We start from the raw sequence: 17,532 nt of genomic DNA on the forward strand, positions 1-17,532 counted from the left end.
TGGTTGCGCAAATGCATGCATAAATAGTGAGCCTTCGTTTGTAACTGATACGGCACTGAATGGCAACCGCAGCAAAAAATGACTAGAAAGAAAAAAGCCACCGGCCAAAAGGCGCGATGGCAATCAGTTCACCAGAGAATGGCCTTTTGTATTGTTTAGAAACGGTACCCTACGGTGAGAGAAACGGTGCGCGGTGCGCCGTAGTACCCCACAATAGTGTCTTCGCCACCTAATCCCGCTCCAATAATATTGCCTTGGGCGTCACGCGGAGCGGCAAAGTTGTAACCTGCTAAACGATACTCTTCGTCGAATACGTTTTTCACGTGTAAACCAACCTGCCAGCTGCCACTGTGCGAGTACCACATAAGGCTGGTGTTCGCGAGTGTGTAGGCGTCCATATCCAGCATCGACGGCACTTCGAAGATTTGCGTTTCACTGCGATACGCCATGTTACCAGTCCACACTAAGTCGCCATTCATAAGGTCGGGTACTTCATAAACAAAACCTACGTTGGCGCTTGTTTCTGGTGTATTGGCAAATGACCACAGGTTAGAAACGTCTTCTACTTGTTGCGTGTTAGGGTTAAAGAACGCTACCGAGTCAAACTCTGCATTCACATAACCAATAGAGCCATTGAGCGAGAAATTACGGGTAAGTTGCATAATGGTTTCCAGCTCGAAGCCTTGTACCGTTGCTTCGGCGGCGTTCAAAACTTGCGAGGCCACCCCAGCCGCTACTGCACGCTGCACCGTTACTTGCATATCTTGGTAGTCAGAATAAAACAACGCACCATTAAGTCGCATCCGGCCGTCGAGTAAGTCAGCTTTGAAGCCGAACTCGTAGGTGTCGACAATCTCAGGGTCGTACGGGTTTTGTGCGTCGGGGTTCAATGAAACGTCGGCTCGCATGTCTACACCGCCCGACTTAAAGCCATTACTGTAGCTGGCGTAATACATTAAGTCAGGGTTTGCACGATACTGAATGCTAGCATGCGGAGAGAAACGGCTCCAATCCGCTGCTGCACTAAAGTCCGAGTTGGTCACCAACGGGTCACCGGCGTCGTCGTTCGGGTATTTAATACCTAAGTAGGTAAAGCGGAATACATCGGCGGTTTTGTCGTCTTTGGTGTAGCGACCACCAAGGGTTAAAGACCACTGGTCACTTAGCTCGTAGGTTCCTTGGCCGAATAAGGCTTGGCTAGATGTGTCTACACAACCACCGTTCTCAACGGTTACGCCTAGGCCCCCGAGAACTGTACCAAATACCCCACAAGCCTCGCCTTCATAGAAGTACAAGCCACCCACAAAGCGGAAATTCGCACTGCTATAGTTGAGTTGGAACTCCTGCGTGAACTGTTCGTCTTCGTAAATAGCAGGAACGTTCAGGGTTGGCAGCTCAGTTGAGTCAAAGTCAATGTTGGTGTCAGTGTAGCCTTCACGAGCTGCGGTAACCGACTTAAATGACCAATTGTCATTGATTAAGTAGTCCACTACCAGCGACACACCTTCGGTTTCCACAAGGTTGTCTACCGGCATTGCGGTTTTAGAATCATAAACGCTATTTAACGGTGCTTCGCCAGTAATTTGACTGGTGGTTAAACGGTAGCCACCCCGAGAGTTTGAGTTGTCTTCGGTGGTGTCAAACGAAAATTTCACCGACAAGTCCTCGGTCGGCATCCACAAAGCGTTAATTCGTGCGGTAGTGAGTTCTTTGTTGTAGTTGTCGTCGCCGGTATTCACGAATTCGCCAAACCCGTCGCGGTTAAGGCTAGCAAACGCCGCGCCCACGTAGAGATTATCCGACAACGCGGTTTGTCCGGCAATTTTAATGTCGCGTTGGTTATAGCTACCTACGCTCCCTTGCAACGAAAGCTCACGCTCACCGGTCAGTTGTCGAGTTACATATTTCATGGCGCCACCAATGGTGTTTTTACCATAAAGAGTACCCTGAGGGCCGCGCAGTACTTCCACCCGCTCCACGTCGAATACTTCTAGAACGGCACCTTGTGGTCGCGCTACATAAACGTCGTCAATATACACGCCTACACCAGGCTCAAAACCCCAAAGCGGATCTTGCTGACCCACACCACGAATATATGCCGTTAACGTAGAGTTTGTACCGCGGCTTACTTGTAAGGTGGTGTTGGGTATCCGTTGCTGTAATTCGGTAATGTCGCCGAGGCCAACCCGCTCCATGTCTTGGTCGCTGAACGAGCTCACGGCAACCGGTACGTCTTGAATACTTTCTACCGTGCGTCGTGCGGTTACTTCAATGCGCTCAATGCGGCGCGTTTCTTCTTCATCGTTGCTTTGCTCTTGCGCAATAGCGGTGGCCATCATGCTTGCCATTGCAGCGGTAACGGCTACGGCACACATGGAGCGTTTGAAGGTAATGGTTTTCATGGCTTCTTCCCCTTGGGTTTCGCTTTTTCCAGCCCGTGGCTGTGATTATTTTTGTTTCGCGAAAGAACCTTAGCGTAAAGTGAATAATTTGTGACCTGTACCATAGTACTATGGGTATGAACTTCGAGCTGTCACACAATACCCCCTAATTAAAAATAACAATACACGTGAGGTTTACATGTTAAGCATGCTTGGACTCGTCGGTGGATTAGCCTTGCTCATTATTCTTACCCTCCGAGGCTGGAACCTATTTATTAGTGCGCCGCTGTGCGCTTTATTTGTGGCGGCAACCGCCCAAGTGCCCATTTTCCTTGGCGACGTAAATTTCGTAGAGAGCTATATGTCGGGCTTTTCCGGCTTTGTTGCCTCTTGGTTTTTTATGTTTTTGCTCGGCTCCATTTTTGGCAAATTTATGGAAGACACAGGCGCTGCCGACAGTGTTGCTCACTGGATTATCGGTAAGTTAGGCAAAAAACAGGCGGTGCTCGCAGTAGTTTTGGCGTGCGCTATTCTCACTTATGGCGGTGTCAGCGTATTTGTGGTGGCATTCTCTGTTTACCCTATGGCGTTGAGTTTGTTTAAAGACGCAAACTTACCGCGCCGGTTTATACCAGCGGCCCTCGCCTTTGGCTCGGTTACCTTTACCATGACTTCGGCGGGCTCACCAGAAATTCAAAACTGGATTCCCATTCAATACCTTGGTACTTCGCCTTACGCGGCCTGGGAAGTGAGTTTAGTGGTTGCCATTATTATGTTTATTCTTGGCTATTGGTGGTTAACCCGCATGATCCAAACCGCCCAGCGCCGAGGCGAAACCTTTCAAGCGCGTACTGGCGATCCGGTTTTACTCGACCGCACATTACCGCACCCAGTTACAGGTCTTATTCCGCTACTTGTGGTGTTGAGTTTGTCGTTTATTTTTCATCACGAATACGCACAAATGGCGCTCATTATTGCGCTTTCAGGCGGTGTGCTGGCCATAATGGCGATTAACTGGAAGTACTTTCACAACATGCAAGACGCACTGGGCAATGCAACTACAGGAGCGCTAATCGCCATTGGTAATACGGCGGCGGTAGTGGGTTTTGGTGGCGTTGCTCGTATTACCCCTGCGTTTGAAACGGCAGTGGCCGCCATGACGTCTATTCCGGGTAACGAACTGGTGGGCGCGGCCATTGCGGTAAGTGTTATCGCTGGCTTAACGGGCTCGGCGTCGGGTGGGCAAGTTATAGCGCTGCCCGAAGTGGGCCCTCACTATCTCGATCAAGGCGTGAGCCCCGAACAGCTCCACCGCGTGGTGTCTATTTCTTCTGGTGCGCTCGACTCATTACCGCATAACGGTTACGTGGTAACCACTATTCGCGCCATTTGTAATGAAAAACACAGCGACGCCTATTGGGCGGTGGGCGCAGTAACGGTTGTGGTACCGGTAATTGGCTTAGCCATAGCCATTGCATTGTTTAACTTCTTTTAATGAATGAGAAACGGAGGCTGTAAACGTGAATCAGAACGTTTCTTCGACACCCATAAGTGAACCGAAAGTAGCAGGTAACATGATGCAAACGCCGCTAATGGTGATTGATTTGCTGCACTATGCGGCGCAGCGGTTTCCCGATCAAGAAATTGTGTCGCGCTTGCACAATAACAGTATTCACCGCTCCACCTATGTGCAAACGCTTAAACGTACCGCTCAACTTGCCCACGTACTCGCCAAACTAGGTGTAAAAGACGGTGACTTTGTGGCTTCCATGGCGTGGAATACGCACCGCCACGTGGAGCTCTACTATGCCGTTGCGGGGGTGGGTGCGGTGCTGCATACCGTGAACCCGCGTATGTTTTCCGAGCAAATTGAGTATGTCATTAACCACGCGAATGACCGCTTTGTGTTCGTAGACTTAGGCTTTGTAGAGCAGTTGGAGCAAAGTGTAAATAAACTCCCTTGCGTTGAGGCCTATATTATTATGTGTAGCGAGCATGAAATGCCCGCTACAAAACTGCCAAAGGCCTTGTGTTACGAGCAATTACTGAATGCAGAGAGTGATTACTTCGACTGGCCGCTACTGAATGAGAATCAAGCGGGCAGCCTTTGCTATACCTCGGGCACCACCGGTAACCCAAAAGGTGTCTTGTATTCGCAGCGCTCTATGGTGTTGCACGCTCAAGCGTCGGCCGGCCCCGCATTGCTTGATTTAAAGGAAGACACAGTGCTTTTACCCATGGTGGCGATGTACCATGTGGGGGCTTGGGGTGCACCCTATGCCGCCCCGCTTGCCGGCTGCAAACTGGTATTGCCCGGCCACGGCATGGACGGCGCCAGTATGTGGCAGCTTATTCAGAGTGAGGGCGTAAATGTAGGCCTTGGTGTGCCCACTATTTGGCTAACCTTGCACAATTATTTAGTTGAACAAGGCATTACCGAATTACCTTTGCAACGCGTTTGCGTAGGCGGTGCGGCTTCGCCATTAGGGCTAGTGAAAACCTTTGACCAACGTTACAACATCTATTGGCAGCCTATATGGGGTATGACCGAAACGGGACCTTTAGTTACCTCGTTGCCGCCGAGTAAGCCATTATTGGCGTTGCCCGCTCACGAGCGTTACCAGAAGCAAACCACTGCAGGTAAAGCGTGCTTTGGTATTGAAATGGAAATTTTCGACACCGACGACCAACCATTGCCTCACGACGGCGAACATTCGGGTGAGCTGCGCGTTCGTGGACCATGGATTTGCTCAAGCTATTTTAAGGTTAACGACGCCGACAAGTTTCCAGGCGGTTGGCTCGCTACGGGCGACATTGCAGTGATTGACCGTGAAGGCCACATGAAAGTGGTCGACCGAACTAAAGATGTGATTAAAAGTGGTGGTGAGTGGATAAGCTCGCTCGAAATTGAAAGCATTGTGAGCCAACATGAGGCGGTAAATGAATGCTGTGTTATTGGCGTTAAGCACCCGAAATGGGACGAGCGGCCTTTGTTGCTAGTGGTTCCGAACGCCGGCTTTACCGTAACTGCAGAGCTGATGAAAACCCACTTGGCTGGCAGAATTGCGAAGTGGTGGATGCCCGACGACCTCGTTATCGTGGAGCAACTCCCAAGAACAGGAACAGGTAAAGTTGTGAAAAAAGATCTTCGCGACACGTACGCTGACTACTTAGTTACCGGCGAAGCGAAAACGCAAAAATAGAAGGAATAGAATATGAAAATAACACAGAACGTCGGCTTGGTGGCAGCACTAGGGTTGTTGCTCATTAGTGCTGTTGCCTGCGCAGACACCCAACCGGAAAGCTTGCCGCTGGTTGAAAAGCAAGAATTTGTAACCACAAATTTTGAAACCTTCGGTGGCGAGGTCATTCCCGAAGTGCGGGTAGGCTGGGAAGCCTATGGCGAACTTAACGCAGCCAAAGACAACGTTATTCTTATTACTCATTTTTTCTCGGGAAATAGTCATGCTGCCGGGAAATATGCAGAAACTGATCCCATGCCAGGTTATTGGGACGCAATTATCGGTCCCGGTAAAGCCATTGATACCAACCGTTTTTACGTTATTAGCTCCGACACGCTAGTGAACCAAGAGCCACATAATCCGAATGTGATCACTACCGGGCCGGCCTCTATTAATCCAGCAACAGGCAAGCCGTACGGGCTCGACTTTCCGGTTGTAACTATGCGTGACTTTGTGAACGTGCAAAAGCGCCTACTGGAAAGCTTGGGCATTGAAAAACTGCATGCGGTAGTTGGCCCTTCAATGGGCTCATTGCAAGCGCTGGAGTGGGCGGTGGCCTATCCAGATTGGGTTGAGCGTATGATTTCTGTTATAGGAATGGGGGAGAGTGACCCTTGGACCATTGCAAACTTACAACAATGGGCCAACCCAATTTTAGCAGACCCGAACTGGAACCAAGGCAATTATTACGACAGTGAAGCGCCCACCGAAGGTGTTGTTCAAGCGCTCATGTCGATTACTTTACAGGCCCAGCATCCGCTTATTTTTAATCAGCTCAATGCCGCCACTAACGCTAGAGAAACCGCGCCGCTTGCGAACATTCGTGAAAACTTTAGCGTTATTAATAATTTGCGCGCAATGGCAACAGCGCGGTCAACCTATGCCGACGCTAACCATATTTTGTACCTTGTGCGTGCCAACCAACTTTACATGGCTGGCCACGGCGAGAGTTTGCAGCAGGGGCTGACGCAGGTAAAAGCTGCAACATTATTTTTACCTGCAACGAACGATTTACTATTGCAACCCTACTTAGCAAAACGCGCGCATGACATTCTTGAAAGCGAAGGTAAAAACTCGCAATATGCCGAAATTACTGGACCTTGGGGCCACTTAGACGGAATTGTGAGCATTACCACGCAGGCAGATAGAATTCGTGAGTTCTTGCAGTAAGAGAGAACTCTTTGTAACATCTCGTTACATTTAAAGGCTTCATATAAACATTTTATATGATATTATTCGTAGTGTTCTGGTTTTAATCGTTGTGTTTGGTTAAACCCAAATGCAATTTGAACAAGGTAAGTTCGAGCGGGCTACCGCTTTTAACCGGATTTAATAAAGCCAGAACAATTCAATACCGAGCGCGCACACGGACGTGTGCTTTTAAGCTTAGCTCTTCCCCTTTGGCGTTCTACCAAACCATAATCGATAAGCTTTTATAAACGCACTCGCGTCGGTATAGCCAAGTTGTTCGGCGACACATTCTAAACTTAATTCGGGATTTGCCAACAGCAGCTGAGCCTCGCATTTTTGTGCAGCGGTTTTGAGCTGCTTAAAAGTGGTGAATTCCTTTGACAAGCGGCGCACTAAAGTGCGTTCGGTGCAGTGCAGGCGCGCTGCAATGTGTTTACGTTGTAAGCGTGGATTCTCACGCAGGCAATGGCTTACAAATTGTGCCGTTGATTTACTATGAAGCCCGCGCTCTTGTTCTTCGAGGTTTGTGAGCAAGATAGCCAATAGGCGAGCATTTGCGGTGACTAAGGGCAGCTTTAGAGTGGTTGTTGAAAACCACACATGGTTGGTGTGCGCAAGATGGGGCTCATTACCGGTCAGGCGCTTGAAATAGCGGCATACCGCTTTACTTGGGGGCCGAGTTAGGCCCACCTGAATGTGCCCTATTCGTTGGCCGGTCAGTTTTTTTGCCAGCGCAACAATACAAATTAAGACGGTTTGCACGCGTAACTGTTGGGCTTCCTGGTAATGCGGAACATAATCTAACTGTAAACCATTGTTTTGGCTCAAGTGCAATGAGCCACCGTCGCCAATAAAAGCATGGTAGCGTTGCAAGAGTTCAATGGCGTAGCCTAAGTTGGGGCAACTTGCCAAAGCATAGCCAAGCTCTCCTAGCTCTGCGGGATCAATATGTTCGGCGAATGCGCCCACCAATGCGTCGGCTCGCGGGTGTTCAGCTAGGGTACGCCACAAATGATTCTGCTCTTCTAAACTTACCCGCTCGGTGGCTGCGCTAAAGCGGCGCTGCCAGGTGGCGTCGTCGAATTGCAGGAGTTTCGCCTCATGGGCGGCGATTAGTAGCGCACGCTGAAAGCTAAAAGAAACCGTAGAAATAGACAATTCGTGCCACCTGTGTCGCAAAATAACCACTATTGCCCCAGTTTAACCGTGTTTTATTTCGGAATCGAGCTAGCATTAACCACAATGCCCGTGCTTGCGGGGTTTAACACTGAGAGCGAATACTATGAATCTTCCTTATGCCATTATTGGCGCAGGCCCCATGGGCTTAGTTATGGCGCGTGAATTACAGCGGCTCAATATTCCCTTTCAAGGTTTTGAATTACATTCTGGCCCAGGTGGCTTGTGGGATATCGAAAACCCACACAGCACCATGTATGAGAGTGCGCATTTAATTAGTTCAAAAACCATGACCGAACTTAAAGAGTTCCCCATGGCGAACCACGTAGCCACTTATCCGAGCCATCGAGAAGTGGGCGCTTACTTTAAGCAGTATGCCGAGCATTTCGAACTGAACCGAAATTATCACTATGGGGCGCGGGTGCTAAAGGTGGAGAAGCAAGCCAGTGAGAACTGGCGGGTAACCTGGCGTAATGAGTCTGCTGGGAGCATTCACGAAGCCGAATTTAAAGGTGTGCTTATTGCCACGGGTACTTTGCATTACCCAAATATGCCCAGTGCACCAGAAGGTTTCACCGGGGAAGTTTTACACGCCGCGCAGTATAAGCAGGCAGCAAGTTTTCATCAGCAGCGCGTGTTGGTGGTAGGCTGCGGTAACAGCGCTTGTGACATAGCGGTAGATGCTGTGCATCATGCCCAAGCTGTCGGGCTAAGTGTGCGCCGTGGTTACTATTTTTTACCTAAATTTGTGTTTGGCAAGGCTATCGACACCTTGGGTGGAGCAGTAAAACTGCCGGGTCGTTTAAAACAATGGGTCGACAGCCTTATTGTGAAAGCCCTTGTTGGCAAACCGAGTAAATACGGGTTACCTGATCCCGATTATAAACTCTATGAATCACACCCCGTTATGAACTCATTAGTGCTGCATCATCTCGGTCATGGCGACATTCAGCCCCACACCGATATTGTTTCGGCGGCGGGTAAAACCCTCACCTTTAGTGATGGTAGCCAAGCAGACTACGACAAAATTATTTATGCAACCGGCTATAAACTTCATTTTCCGTTTATTGATAAGGTGTTGCTGAATTGGCAGGGCGCAGCACCGGATTTGTTCTTGAATGTGTTTCATCCGAACGACCCCAGCCTATGCATGCTAGGTATGATCGAGGCCACAGGATTAGGGTGGCAAGGGCGCGCCGACCAAGCACGTTTAGTGGCACTCTATTTAGCAGCACAGGCACATGAACGCGGAGTAGAGCCGAATTTCGAGCAGGCCATAAAGGCGAATAAAAACGACTTTAGCGGTGGCATTCGTTATTTAAAACTCGACCGCATGGCGTACTATGTGAACAAGGAAACCTATCGTGCGGCTATTGCTGAGCACACCGAAGCGTTGGAGAAGCATTTAGGTGTTTGACCATATAAGTATTCAGTTCGACCCTTCGAGCCTGATCATTCTAAACATTACCATGGCATTAATGATGTTTGGCGTGTCTTTGGGGTTAAAAGTAAGTGACTTTACGGCTATTTTAAAAGCACCGAAAGCGCCGCTTACGGGCTTAGTAACTCAGTTCTTAGTGCTGCCCGCAGCTACCTTCGGGTTGGTTGTACTCACCAAGCCTGATCCCGGATTAGCGCTCGGCATGATGTTGGTGTCGGCGTGTCCCGGTGGTGCATTTTCTAATGTGATGACGTTTTTAGCTCGAGGTAATGTGGCCACTTCGGTGTCCATGACGGCGGTGTCGAGCACCGCTGCTTTAGTGCTTACGCCTCTCAACTTTCTTTTTTACGCCAATGCTTACCCACCCGCTGCCGCTGTGGTAGACACTATTGCCCTCAATGTGGGGCAAGTATTTATACTCATTACCTTGGTGCTTGGTGTGCCACTGGCGCTCGGCATGTGGACAGGGCATAAGTTTCCAGCGCTCATTGAAAAAACCGAAAAGCCCATGCGGTACATTGCGCTATTCATATTTTTAGCCTTTGTGGCTGTTGCCTTCAGTGCCAACTTTAGCTTATTCGTGCAACATTACGCGGCTTTTGTGGGCTTTGTTGTTGCGCACAATGCTATTGCGCTGGGCTTGGGTTATGGAATTTCACGAGCAACTCGGCAAAGCGCGGCCGATGTGCGCGCGGTTACTTTAGAAGTAGGCATACAGAACTCCGGCCTTGGTTTAGTAATTCTTTTCACCTTTATGCCCGACCAAGGCGGCGCTGTACTTATTGCGGCATTTTGGGGCGTGTGGCATTTAGTGAGCGGTATTAGTTTAAGTACCTTTTGGTCGCGCCGTGCGCCTTTACCTGCCAAAGACACCCGCAGTACAAAGTGCGAGGTGGGCCTATGAGTGTTATTTTGATCACCGGCGCTGCCGGTTATCTCGGGAGCCAACTTGGGCAGGCGTTAATGGCGCAAGGGCATAAGGTGGTGGGTATTGATCGGGTTACGCCGGCGCTCGATTTTGCGGTATTTCAAATGGATATTCGCGCAACGGAACTTGTCGACTTTATGCGTGAGCATGAGGTGAGCCAAGTGGTTCACCTTGCGTCTATCGTTAGCCCGGGTGCCGATGAAGCCTTGGAATATGACATCGACGTAAATGGAACACGCAATGTATTAGACGCCTGCATGAGTGCGGGGGTGAAGCATATCACCATTACCAGCAGCGGTGCTGCTTATGGATATCACGCCGACAACCCAGACTGGATTGACGAGTCTTGCCCATTGCGGGGCAACGATAGTTTTTCATACAGCCGCCATAAGCGCTTGGTTGAAGGCTTGCTCGCCGAGTATCGAAAATTATACCCGCAGCTCGAACAACTGATATTGCGCCCGGGCACTATACTCGGTGAGACAACACAAAACATGATCACCCAGTTGTTAACCCGCAAACGTTTACTCGCGGTAAAAGGCTCACCCTCGCCTTTTGTGTTTATTTGGGACCAAGACATGGTAAATATTTTGATTCAAGGCGTGACTAATCGTACAGCGGGTATATTTAATGTAGCTGGTGACGGCGCCTTAACGGTGCATGACATCGCTGCGCTTACCGAGCGTAAGGTAATGACTCTACCTGCATGGTTGCTACGTGCTGCATTGTGGTTGGGGCATGGGCTTAAGCTTAGTCAAGCGGGTCCCAACCATTTGCTATTTTTGCAGTATCGACCAGTACTATTAAATCAGGCGCTGAAAGAAAACTTTGGCTATACCCCCGCTAAAAGCAGCCGAGAGGTGTTTGAACTGTTTTGGGCCGCTCATGGTGCAAGGCAAAAAGGCCAAGAACAACCATGAAGCACGCATTGATTACCGGTGGTGCTCAGGGCTTAGGGTTGGCCTTGGCAGAAAATCTTGTGAAACGCGGCTGGCGCCTGACGTTAATTGATAAAGACGAAACACAACTACAAACCGCCGTAACCCAGTTGCTCGCCATGCGGCCCAGCGAAGCTGAAAAAGGAATCAGCGAAGCTCACACGGTAACGAGCGGCGTTCCAGAGCGCAAAAGGGAATCGCCAAGCGTGCAAGGCATAAGCTTAGACTTACTGAATAACAGCGCGCTGTTATCTTGGCTCGATCAAGCAGCAGGCTATGACCTCGTGATTAATAACGCCGGTATTACTCACCGTAGCCCAGCAAGCTCAACAACTATGGATGTGTTTGAACGGGTTATGGCGTTAAATTGGCGTGTTCCCGTACTACTAACCCAAAGGCTTCTCAACGGCTTGAGCAGGCGCCAAGGTGGCGTCATTGTAATTAGTAGCATGGCCGGTTGGCTGCCGTTACCCGGCCGAGCCGCATACAGCGCATCGAAGTCGGCGGTGAGTCAGCATTTTGAAGTTTGGCGGCCCGAGCTTCAGCGTCAAGGTGTGCATTTACTCCTTGCGTACCCGAGCTTTTTGCATACACAGATTGAAGGAAACGCCTTAGGAGCTGACGGTCAAGCAGCAAAGCATGCGCGTTCTACAGTAGGAAGAGTGCAATCCGCCGATGCCATGGCTGAACAAATTTTACAGGCTTATTTTAAGGGCAACACGCGGGTCTGGGGCAGTCAGTGGAGTTCGCGATTTGGCTACTATCTTTGGGCGCTGTTTCCTGCTATTTTCCGCCGCCTAACATGGCACAGGTTTAAGGCAGACATACCCGATGACTATTGAGTGGATTTTACTGGGCGTATTCATTTGGCTCGCGTTTACCAGCGAAGCCATTACTGGCTTTGGTAGTATTGTTATCGCTGTTGCCCTTGGTAGCCTGTTATTTCCTATTCCTGAGCTTCTGCCCGTGTTGGTGCCGCTAAGCGTATTTATGACCACATTTATGGTGATTAAATTTCGCAGTGATATCGACATGTCTTTGCTATTTCGCTCTATTTTGCCCTTTATGGCAACGGGCATGGTCCTCGGTATTTTCTTGCTGGAAGTGCTCAGTTCCGACGCACTGAAGTCGCTGTTTGCTGCGCTGGTGATTTGGTTTGCGGGGCGTGAGCTCTATAAAATGTATCGCGGCATCGCCTTAAAGCAGAAACCGCGTTGGTGGCAACCTCTGTGGACGTTCTTTGCCGGCATTACCCATGGCTTGTTTGCTTCAGGTGGCCCTTTGCTGGTGTACTCTCTGAATAGCAAGCAAGTGCCGAAAGCGCAGTTTCGCGCCACCATGGTGTCGGTATGGTTTGGTTTAAATTGCTTCTATGCGGCGGTTATGTTCAGCCAAGGAAAGGTGCAACCGGTTATTCCACAAATTTTCGCCTATGTACCGATTCTGGCACTCTCCTTCTGGCTCGGTCACAGCCTGCACAAACACGTGTCTGAGCAAGGTTTTCGTAAGCTGGTGTATTGGCTACTGCTGATCGCCGCCTGTGCTATGTTTATCTGACTTCCGCTTCTCGACTAATTAGTGCCCGGCAATACTGGTAACTGCTTAGAACTTTTAAATTTTTATGTTAGATCCAAGTAAAACTCTTAATTGATATTGAGGAAGGCAGGCTGTTAGAGGATTTTTTCGGTCTACAATATTCGTTTGTCACTCTTGATATTAAGGGAGCCCAGCTTTAGTTCTGGGCTCCATTTGATTTCACGTGCTGTATTATGGAACCATTTGGCCTATTAATTCCCTCAACATATCATAGGCTTCAGTACACGTCGGAGCCGTGGCGCTGACTTCAGCTTCCTGTCCAAGAATTCTGACTGTTGCTCTAACTGTACAACTTGCTGACATAGTCGACATATCGTCATCGAAATCTGTATTTAAGCTTACAGATTTCAATTCAAAGTCAATAGAATAAATTTTAGCTTCGTCATGTAATCGCAATAACGCTTGGCGAGAGCTATCACGCTCACTACTTGGCAAAGTTTCGACTAATTTTTCAATACTGATCTTATTTTCTAATTGGTTAGCAGAAACATTGCAACTCACAAGACCAGTAGAAAAAATCACAATTGAAGCTAACACTATGTTTTTAATAAAGTTATACATGATCGTTCTCCATGTAGATTTATCTTACCATTAGCAAGGATCATCCAACAATCCCAGCTACCATACTTATAACACAAAAACAACATAAGGAGAAACTAGGGCAACTCAGTAGGCGTATTGCTAGTCCTGCCTTTAAGGTCATTTGTGAATCACATCCCTGTGATTCACCCCTTACGGGGCCAGCAAAGCTGCCCAAAACTGTTCCTACAGTTTTGTCCCAGTACAACACCTTGAGTTTATCGCGCTGGCGGTTGCAAAAGATAAACAGTGTGCCACTGAAAGGTGAGAGCGCCATGTTTGCTGCGAGTTAACGGATTGCGGCACCGCCAACGGAAAGCCAGCGTGGTTATCTTCAGCGTCGCGGCTCGCAGAAATCTTTTTGGCTGAGGTCGCTTTGTTCAAATTCGGCAATCAGCGCTCGCCATTGCTCGCGCGTGCGATGTACTCGACTCATAGTGCTACCACCTTTTAAATTAAACCTGGTGGTAGCTTATGACTTCAAATTATTGCTGAATAGGTGTGGTTTCAGTGAATTGTATGGAGCATCCTATAAAAATTTTCCGTTTTAACTTTTTTATTCCTGCGCTAGCACTCTTGTTGTTGGTAGGCTGTATTGGCGATAGTTCGGAAGACGACGCTAACTCCGATGTTGTGCTTGCCTTGACGCCTCATTTCTCAGCAGAGCTGCTGCCCGAGAATGCTCGGGTATTAGACTACGTGACCCAGCATGGGGTCGAGCTTTTGTACGGAGAGCGCTTTTTTGCAACTCGAGTGAATGAGGGGGAGTGGCAGGTGGAAGCGTCGGACGCCATGTTCGTATTTGGTGCGGATATTATTAGCAGCGACCACTGGATACTCAGCGCGGCATTTGATGGTAGTTACGACGATGATCTTGCCACTGGACATTACCTTCATGAAACCCTGAGTCACGAGGAATTCCCCAGTGCGGTTGCCAAACGCCTCATCTTGGATCCATATAGAGACGGAATTTGGTGGATAGGACGTGTCGAGCTGGCTACTGGAGGAGGTGAAACACCACCAGATGCTCGAGTAATGCGTTACGATTTCAGCGGCAACACCGTCGAAGTTGATGACTTTACCTCGAGGTTGGGGTTTAGCCATACTACCGGTGGCTTGGTACACAGTAATGACCCCAATGCAGTTTACGTTGCCGGTAGCGTGGGTATTCAACGAACCGAAGACAGTGGAGTGATCTGGGACCATGCGTTCTCTTCTGGCAATGTTCCCAATATAGTCCAATCTGAATCTGGTAATCGCCTTTATGTCGCATACCGAACCCAGTTTCGGCTCGAAGTAGCATGTAGCGAAACCATGGGAGACATTTGGCGTTTTACAATGAGTGAAGACATACCAGAATCGGTACGCGTGACACTCGTCGAGCGCTTTGAAGACAACTTGGTGATTGGCTTTAGCACCAATAATCTCTATTCCATATCGCTTAATCAGATACCGTGCGAGCCTATTTTCTGATTTTTCGTATATTTCGATTGTTTCGTTTATTTCGTTTGTGTACTATGCTTTTCCTGAAAGAAGGAGATTAGTTATGGCAGCTACAAACTTAGTACATTTGCCCACTTCGGAAGAGATAGATGTAGCGAAACAATCTAGTCGCACCCTTGCAAAATACGCTTCTGCAGACCGGGTTCAAATGTCGATTAGTGGCAGTAATGGTGAAAGTGACGAGTTTGTTTTACCAGGGCACGTTATGCAGATTCTTTTGGATGTGCTGTCAGAAATGTCGAAAGGCAATGCCATTAGTCTGATACCTCATAATCAGGAAGTGAGTACACAAGAAGCTGCAAATATTTTGAATGTGAGTCGACCTTTTTTAGTGAAGCTACTAGAGAATGGGGATATTCCGTTCCATAAGGTTGGAACCCACCGTCGTGTTAGGCTGCAAGATATTCTGTCATACAAAACTGAGACTGATGAGAAACGCAGTGAGGCATTAGATAAACTTGCTGAATTGTCTCAGTCAGAAGGGATGGGATATTAACTACCGTGGCCAAGTTTTCGGTTGTGTTCGATGCCTGCGTCCTTTATCCAGCGCCTGTGCGCGATGCATTGATGCGATTGGCACTGACGGATCTTTTCAAAGCACACTGGTCGGATACGATCCATGAGGAGTGGGTTAATGCCCTGCTACGGCAGGGAAAATATAGCAAAGAAACGCTAGAGCGGACTCGCGACCTAATGGATAGTTATGTTCGAGATGCTAAGGTTTATGGCTATGAATCCCTGATAGATACCCTTGAATTGCCTGATAAAGTCACTTATTGCTGCTTATAGGGTATAAGTATGCCCGTTCGTTAAGCGCCTGTAAATCAGTGGGTTAATGACTTGACGAGTGAGCACTGTGAGGGAGTGTAATCGCGAGTGACCATGATATCTTTGATATTCCCCAATTAATAATGTTGTCGTTTATAAAGCAACATACAAAATGATAACTATCGATTAATGTCGTGATGATTCAATAGCCTTCTTAACATAAGGATCTAAAATATTTGTGCATAAAAGTACGCCAACATAAGAACCGATCAGTATGTATATGACCTCAAGATAATTTTGATCAAAAGCAAAATGCCCATCATTAAATTTGTAATCGTGCGTGTGTGCGCTAGGATCAAATAATCCCCAAATCAAAAAGAAAGTGAGGCCAAGCCAGAATAGGCGCCGATATAGCTTCAAAATAAAAAAAATAGCTCGAAGAGCTAATAATGGAATAGATGAAATATCAAAATCTAAAATAGCGTTACCTAACTCTCGAATTTTCATTTTAGTCTCATTTTCTTTGAGTTGAGTTTTTATACTTGCCTACTTAATTCACTCCCGCAACAGCTTTCCCGGCCACATAGCCAGAACTCCATGCCCACTGGAAGTTATAGCCGCCAAGCCAGCCGGTAACGTCGAGTACCTCACCAACGAAGTAGAGACCGGGTTGCAGTTTGCTTTCCATGGTTTTGGAGCTGACTTCGTCTACGTTAACGCCACCGAGAGTAACTTCGGCGGTGCGATAGCCTTCGGTGCCGTTCGGTTTTACCGGCCACTGTGTTAGCGTGTCGGCGATGCTTGCAAAGAGGCTGTTATTGCAGTCGGCGAGATTCTTATTAGGCCATTGAGCTTGTTCACAGAGGGTTTGCGCAAAGCGTTTTGGAAACCATTGTTGCAGTAGGGTGTGAAGTCCCAGCTTTGGGCGGTCTGCTCGTGCCTGCTTTAGTTCGACTAAGGTGTCTGCACCGGGGCGCAAATTCACGGTAAAGGTTTCGCTGGGAAACCAGTAGGAACTGATTTGCAACATGGCAGGGCCACTGAGCCCGCGATGGGTAAACAGCATGGCTTCTGGGAAGCTGGCGCGGTCATTTTCAGCGATTACATCAACAGCTAAACCCGACAGTTCGGCAAAGCGATTTTTGTCGTCTTCATGCAAGGTGAACGGAACTAACCCTGCCCGCACGGGCTGAATGGTATGGCCAAACTGTTCGGCAATTTTATAACCTAAGGGCGTAGCGCCGAGTTTAGGCATCGACAGGCCACCGCAAGCGACAATGAGTTTCCCCGCGGTTAAAATTGCAGGCGCGTCATCACGTTCGATCGCCAGCTGATACAAACCATCACGAAACTGCACATCTTGAATATGTGTTTTGAGCTGTACACGGGCACCGGCTTCTTTGCATTCGGTTTGCAGCATACGCACGATGTCTTTGGCAGAATCGTCACAAAATAACTGCCCCAAGGTTTTCTCATGCCAAGGGATCTGGTGTTTATCTACTAATGCAATGAAGTCCCATTGGGTATAGCGGCTCAGCGCCGATTTACAGAAATGAGGGTTCTGCGAAATATAATTTTCTGGACTGGTGTAGAGGTTCGTAAAATTACAACGGCCACCACCAGAAATAAGGATTTTCTTGCCTGCTTGCTTGGCATGGTCGAGTACGAGCGTTTTTTGTCCTGACTGCGCTGCCGTGAGCCCCGCCATAAGCCCAGCTGCACCAGCACCAATAACGAGGGTGTCGAAATGAGAAGAAGATGCTGCAGCCATAGGTGAATCGCTCGTGCT

18 protein-coding genes are annotated in these 17,532 nt (G+C 48.6%); 11 read left to right on the forward strand and 7 right to left on the reverse strand.

The window, feature by feature from the left end:
- Positions 1-155: 155 nt before the first annotated feature.
- The gene (locus DQW12_RS09030; RefSeq protein WP_113907538.1) at positions 156-2,402 is read right to left on the reverse strand and encodes a TonB-dependent receptor; all 2,247 of its coding nucleotides are present in this window, start codon (positions 2,400-2,402) and stop codon (positions 156-158) included.
- 178 nt (positions 2,403-2,580) lie between these two features.
- Between DQW12_RS09030 and DQW12_RS09035 the strand changes: the two genes are divergently transcribed.
- The 3 genes from DQW12_RS09035 to DQW12_RS09045 are packed head-to-tail and all read left to right on the forward strand — an operon-like array spanning position 2,581 to position 6,793.
- A complete protein-coding gene (locus DQW12_RS09035) occupies positions 2,581-3,876 on the forward strand; it encodes a GntP family permease (protein ID WP_113907539.1) in 1,296 nt (431 codons plus the stop codon).
- Between the two features lie 25 nt (positions 3,877-3,901).
- On the forward strand, positions 3,902-5,584 hold the full coding sequence (locus DQW12_RS09040; protein ID WP_232819938.1) for a long-chain fatty acid--CoA ligase: 1,683 nt from the start codon (positions 3,902-3,904) through the stop codon (positions 5,582-5,584).
- A gap of 12 nt (positions 5,585-5,596) precedes the next feature.
- Positions 5,597-6,793, forward strand: a complete 1,197-nt coding sequence (locus DQW12_RS09045) for an E22 family MetX-like putative esterase (protein WP_113907541.1) — start codon at positions 5,597-5,599, stop codon at positions 6,791-6,793.
- A gap of 216 nt (positions 6,794-7,009) precedes the next feature.
- On the opposite strand, the gene DQW12_RS09050 is transcribed toward DQW12_RS09045, so the two are convergent.
- Complete coding sequence (locus DQW12_RS09050; protein ID WP_157957889.1) at positions 7,010-7,972, reverse strand: AraC family transcriptional regulator; 963 nt, start codon at positions 7,970-7,972, stop codon at positions 7,010-7,012.
- Positions 7,973-8,096: 124 nt separating this feature from the next.
- Here DQW12_RS09050 and DQW12_RS09055 point away from each other — a divergent pair, with 124 nt between their 5' ends.
- From DQW12_RS09055 to DQW12_RS09075, 5 genes are read left to right on the forward strand one after another with little or no spacing between them, the layout of a single operon-like run.
- Entirely contained in the window at positions 8,097-9,407 is a 1,311-nt protein-coding gene (locus DQW12_RS09055) for a flavin-containing monooxygenase (RefSeq protein ID WP_113907543.1), read from the forward strand.
- On the forward strand, positions 9,400-10,335 hold the full coding sequence (locus DQW12_RS09060; RefSeq protein WP_198683938.1) for a bile acid:sodium symporter family protein: 936 nt from the start codon (positions 9,400-9,402) through the stop codon (positions 10,333-10,335). The genes DQW12_RS09055 and DQW12_RS09060 overlap by 8 nt, the downstream gene beginning before the upstream one ends.
- Positions 10,332-11,279 carry an SDR family oxidoreductase gene (locus DQW12_RS09065; RefSeq protein WP_113907544.1) on the forward strand — a complete coding sequence of 316 codons (948 nt, stop codon included), beginning with the start codon at positions 10,332-10,334 and terminating at the stop codon, positions 11,277-11,279. The genes DQW12_RS09060 and DQW12_RS09065 overlap by 4 nt, the downstream gene beginning before the upstream one ends.
- On the forward strand, positions 11,276-12,139 hold the full coding sequence (locus tag DQW12_RS09070; RefSeq protein ID WP_113907545.1) for an SDR family NAD(P)-dependent oxidoreductase: 864 nt from the start codon (positions 11,276-11,278) through the stop codon (positions 12,137-12,139). The genes DQW12_RS09065 and DQW12_RS09070 overlap by 4 nt, the downstream gene beginning before the upstream one ends.
- The gene (locus tag DQW12_RS09075; protein WP_113907546.1) at positions 12,129-12,854 is read left to right on the forward strand and encodes a sulfite exporter TauE/SafE family protein; all 726 of its coding nucleotides are present in this window, start codon (positions 12,129-12,131) and stop codon (positions 12,852-12,854) included. The genes DQW12_RS09070 and DQW12_RS09075 overlap by 11 nt, the downstream gene beginning before the upstream one ends.
- Before the next feature lie 210 nt (positions 12,855-13,064).
- On the opposite strand, the gene DQW12_RS09080 is transcribed toward DQW12_RS09075, so the two are convergent.
- From DQW12_RS09080 to tnpA, 3 genes are read right to left on the reverse strand one after another with little or no spacing between them, the layout of a single operon-like run.
- Positions 13,065-13,454, reverse strand: coding sequence for a hypothetical protein (locus tag DQW12_RS09080; protein WP_113907547.1), 390 nt, complete (start codon positions 13,452-13,454; stop codon positions 13,065-13,067).
- A 40-nt stretch (positions 13,455-13,494) separates the two neighbouring features.
- Positions 13,495-13,749: an IS66 family insertion sequence element accessory protein TnpB gene (gene tnpB / locus DQW12_RS13770; protein WP_113907548.1), complete on the reverse strand. Its 255-nt coding sequence runs from the start codon at positions 13,747-13,749 to the stop codon at positions 13,495-13,497.
- A 57-nt stretch (positions 13,750-13,806) separates the two neighbouring features.
- Positions 13,807-13,908 (reverse strand): IS66 family insertion sequence element accessory protein TnpA, encoded by a 102-nt coding sequence (gene tnpA / locus DQW12_RS13840; protein ID WP_440582358.1) that lies wholly within the window; start codon positions 13,906-13,908, stop codon positions 13,807-13,809.
- 83 nt (positions 13,909-13,991) lie between these two features.
- On the opposite strand from tnpA, the gene DQW12_RS09090 reads away from it, so the two are divergent.
- The 3 genes from DQW12_RS09090 to DQW12_RS09100 all read left to right on the forward strand — a co-directional run bounded on the left by DQW12_RS09090 (position 13,992) and on the right by DQW12_RS09100 (position 15,764).
- Positions 13,992-14,945, forward strand: a complete 954-nt coding sequence (locus DQW12_RS09090) for a hypothetical protein (RefSeq protein ID WP_113907549.1) — start codon at positions 13,992-13,994, stop codon at positions 14,943-14,945.
- 73 nt (positions 14,946-15,018) lie between these two features.
- The gene (locus DQW12_RS09095; protein ID WP_113907550.1) at positions 15,019-15,471 is read left to right on the forward strand and encodes a helix-turn-helix domain-containing protein; all 453 of its coding nucleotides are present in this window, start codon (positions 15,019-15,021) and stop codon (positions 15,469-15,471) included.
- Between the two features lie 5 nt (positions 15,472-15,476).
- The gene (locus tag DQW12_RS09100; protein WP_198683939.1) at positions 15,477-15,764 is read left to right on the forward strand and encodes a hypothetical protein; all 288 of its coding nucleotides are present in this window, start codon (positions 15,477-15,479) and stop codon (positions 15,762-15,764) included.
- Positions 15,765-15,929: 165 nt separating this feature from the next.
- On the opposite strand, the gene DQW12_RS09105 is transcribed toward DQW12_RS09100, so the two are convergent.
- Positions 15,930-16,250 (reverse strand): hypothetical protein, encoded by a 321-nt coding sequence (locus DQW12_RS09105; RefSeq protein ID WP_113907551.1) that lies wholly within the window; start codon positions 16,248-16,250, stop codon positions 15,930-15,932.
- Between the two features lie 43 nt (positions 16,251-16,293).
- The gene (locus tag DQW12_RS09110) at positions 16,294-17,514 is read right to left on the reverse strand and encodes a BaiN/RdsA family NAD(P)/FAD-dependent oxidoreductase (protein WP_113907552.1); all 1,221 of its coding nucleotides are present in this window, start codon (positions 17,512-17,514) and stop codon (positions 16,294-16,296) included.
- Positions 17,515-17,532: the final 18 nt, after the last annotated feature.

This window comes from Aliidiomarina celeris (assembly GCF_003316875.1).
Lineage (GTDB): Bacteria > Pseudomonadota > Gammaproteobacteria > Enterobacterales > Alteromonadaceae > Aliidiomarina > Aliidiomarina celeris.

Coding starts and splice junctions, on each gene's coding strand:
- DQW12_RS09095 (WP_113907550.1), top strand. CDS start 15,019: ATGGCAGCTACAAACTTAGTACATTTGCCCACTTCGGAAGAGATAGAT.
- DQW12_RS09075 (WP_113907546.1), top strand. CDS start 12,129: ATGACTATTGAGTGGATTTTACTGGGCGTATTCATTTGGCTCGCGTTT.
- DQW12_RS09080 (WP_113907547.1), bottom strand. CDS start 13,454: ATGTATAACTTTATTAAAAACATAGTGTTAGCTTCAATTGTGATTTTT.
- DQW12_RS09070 (WP_113907545.1), top strand. CDS start 11,276: ATGAAGCACGCATTGATTACCGGTGGTGCTCAGGGCTTAGGGTTGGCC.
- DQW12_RS09055 (WP_113907543.1), top strand. CDS start 8,097: ATGAATCTTCCTTATGCCATTATTGGCGCAGGCCCCATGGGCTTAGTT.
- DQW12_RS09105 (WP_113907551.1), bottom strand. CDS start 16,250: ATGAAAATTCGAGAGTTAGGTAACGCTATTTTAGATTTTGATATTTCA.
- DQW12_RS09030 (WP_113907538.1), bottom strand. CDS start 2,402: ATGAAAACCATTACCTTCAAACGCTCCATGTGTGCCGTAGCCGTTACC.
- DQW12_RS09045 (WP_113907541.1), top strand. CDS start 5,597: ATGAAAATAACACAGAACGTCGGCTTGGTGGCAGCACTAGGGTTGTTG.
- DQW12_RS09065 (WP_113907544.1), top strand. CDS start 10,332: ATGAGTGTTATTTTGATCACCGGCGCTGCCGGTTATCTCGGGAGCCAA.
- tnpA (WP_440582358.1), bottom strand. CDS start 13,908: ATGAGTCGAGTACATCGCACGCGCGAGCAATGGCGAGCGCTGATTGCC.
- tnpB (WP_113907548.1), bottom strand. CDS start 13,749: ATGGCGCTCTCACCTTTCAGTGGCACACTGTTTATCTTTTGCAACCGC.
- DQW12_RS09090 (WP_113907549.1), top strand. CDS start 13,992: ATGGAGCATCCTATAAAAATTTTCCGTTTTAACTTTTTTATTCCTGCG.
- DQW12_RS09035 (WP_113907539.1), top strand. CDS start 2,581: ATGTTAAGCATGCTTGGACTCGTCGGTGGATTAGCCTTGCTCATTATT.
- DQW12_RS09110 (WP_113907552.1), bottom strand. CDS start 17,514: ATGGCTGCAGCATCTTCTTCTCATTTCGACACCCTCGTTATTGGTGCT.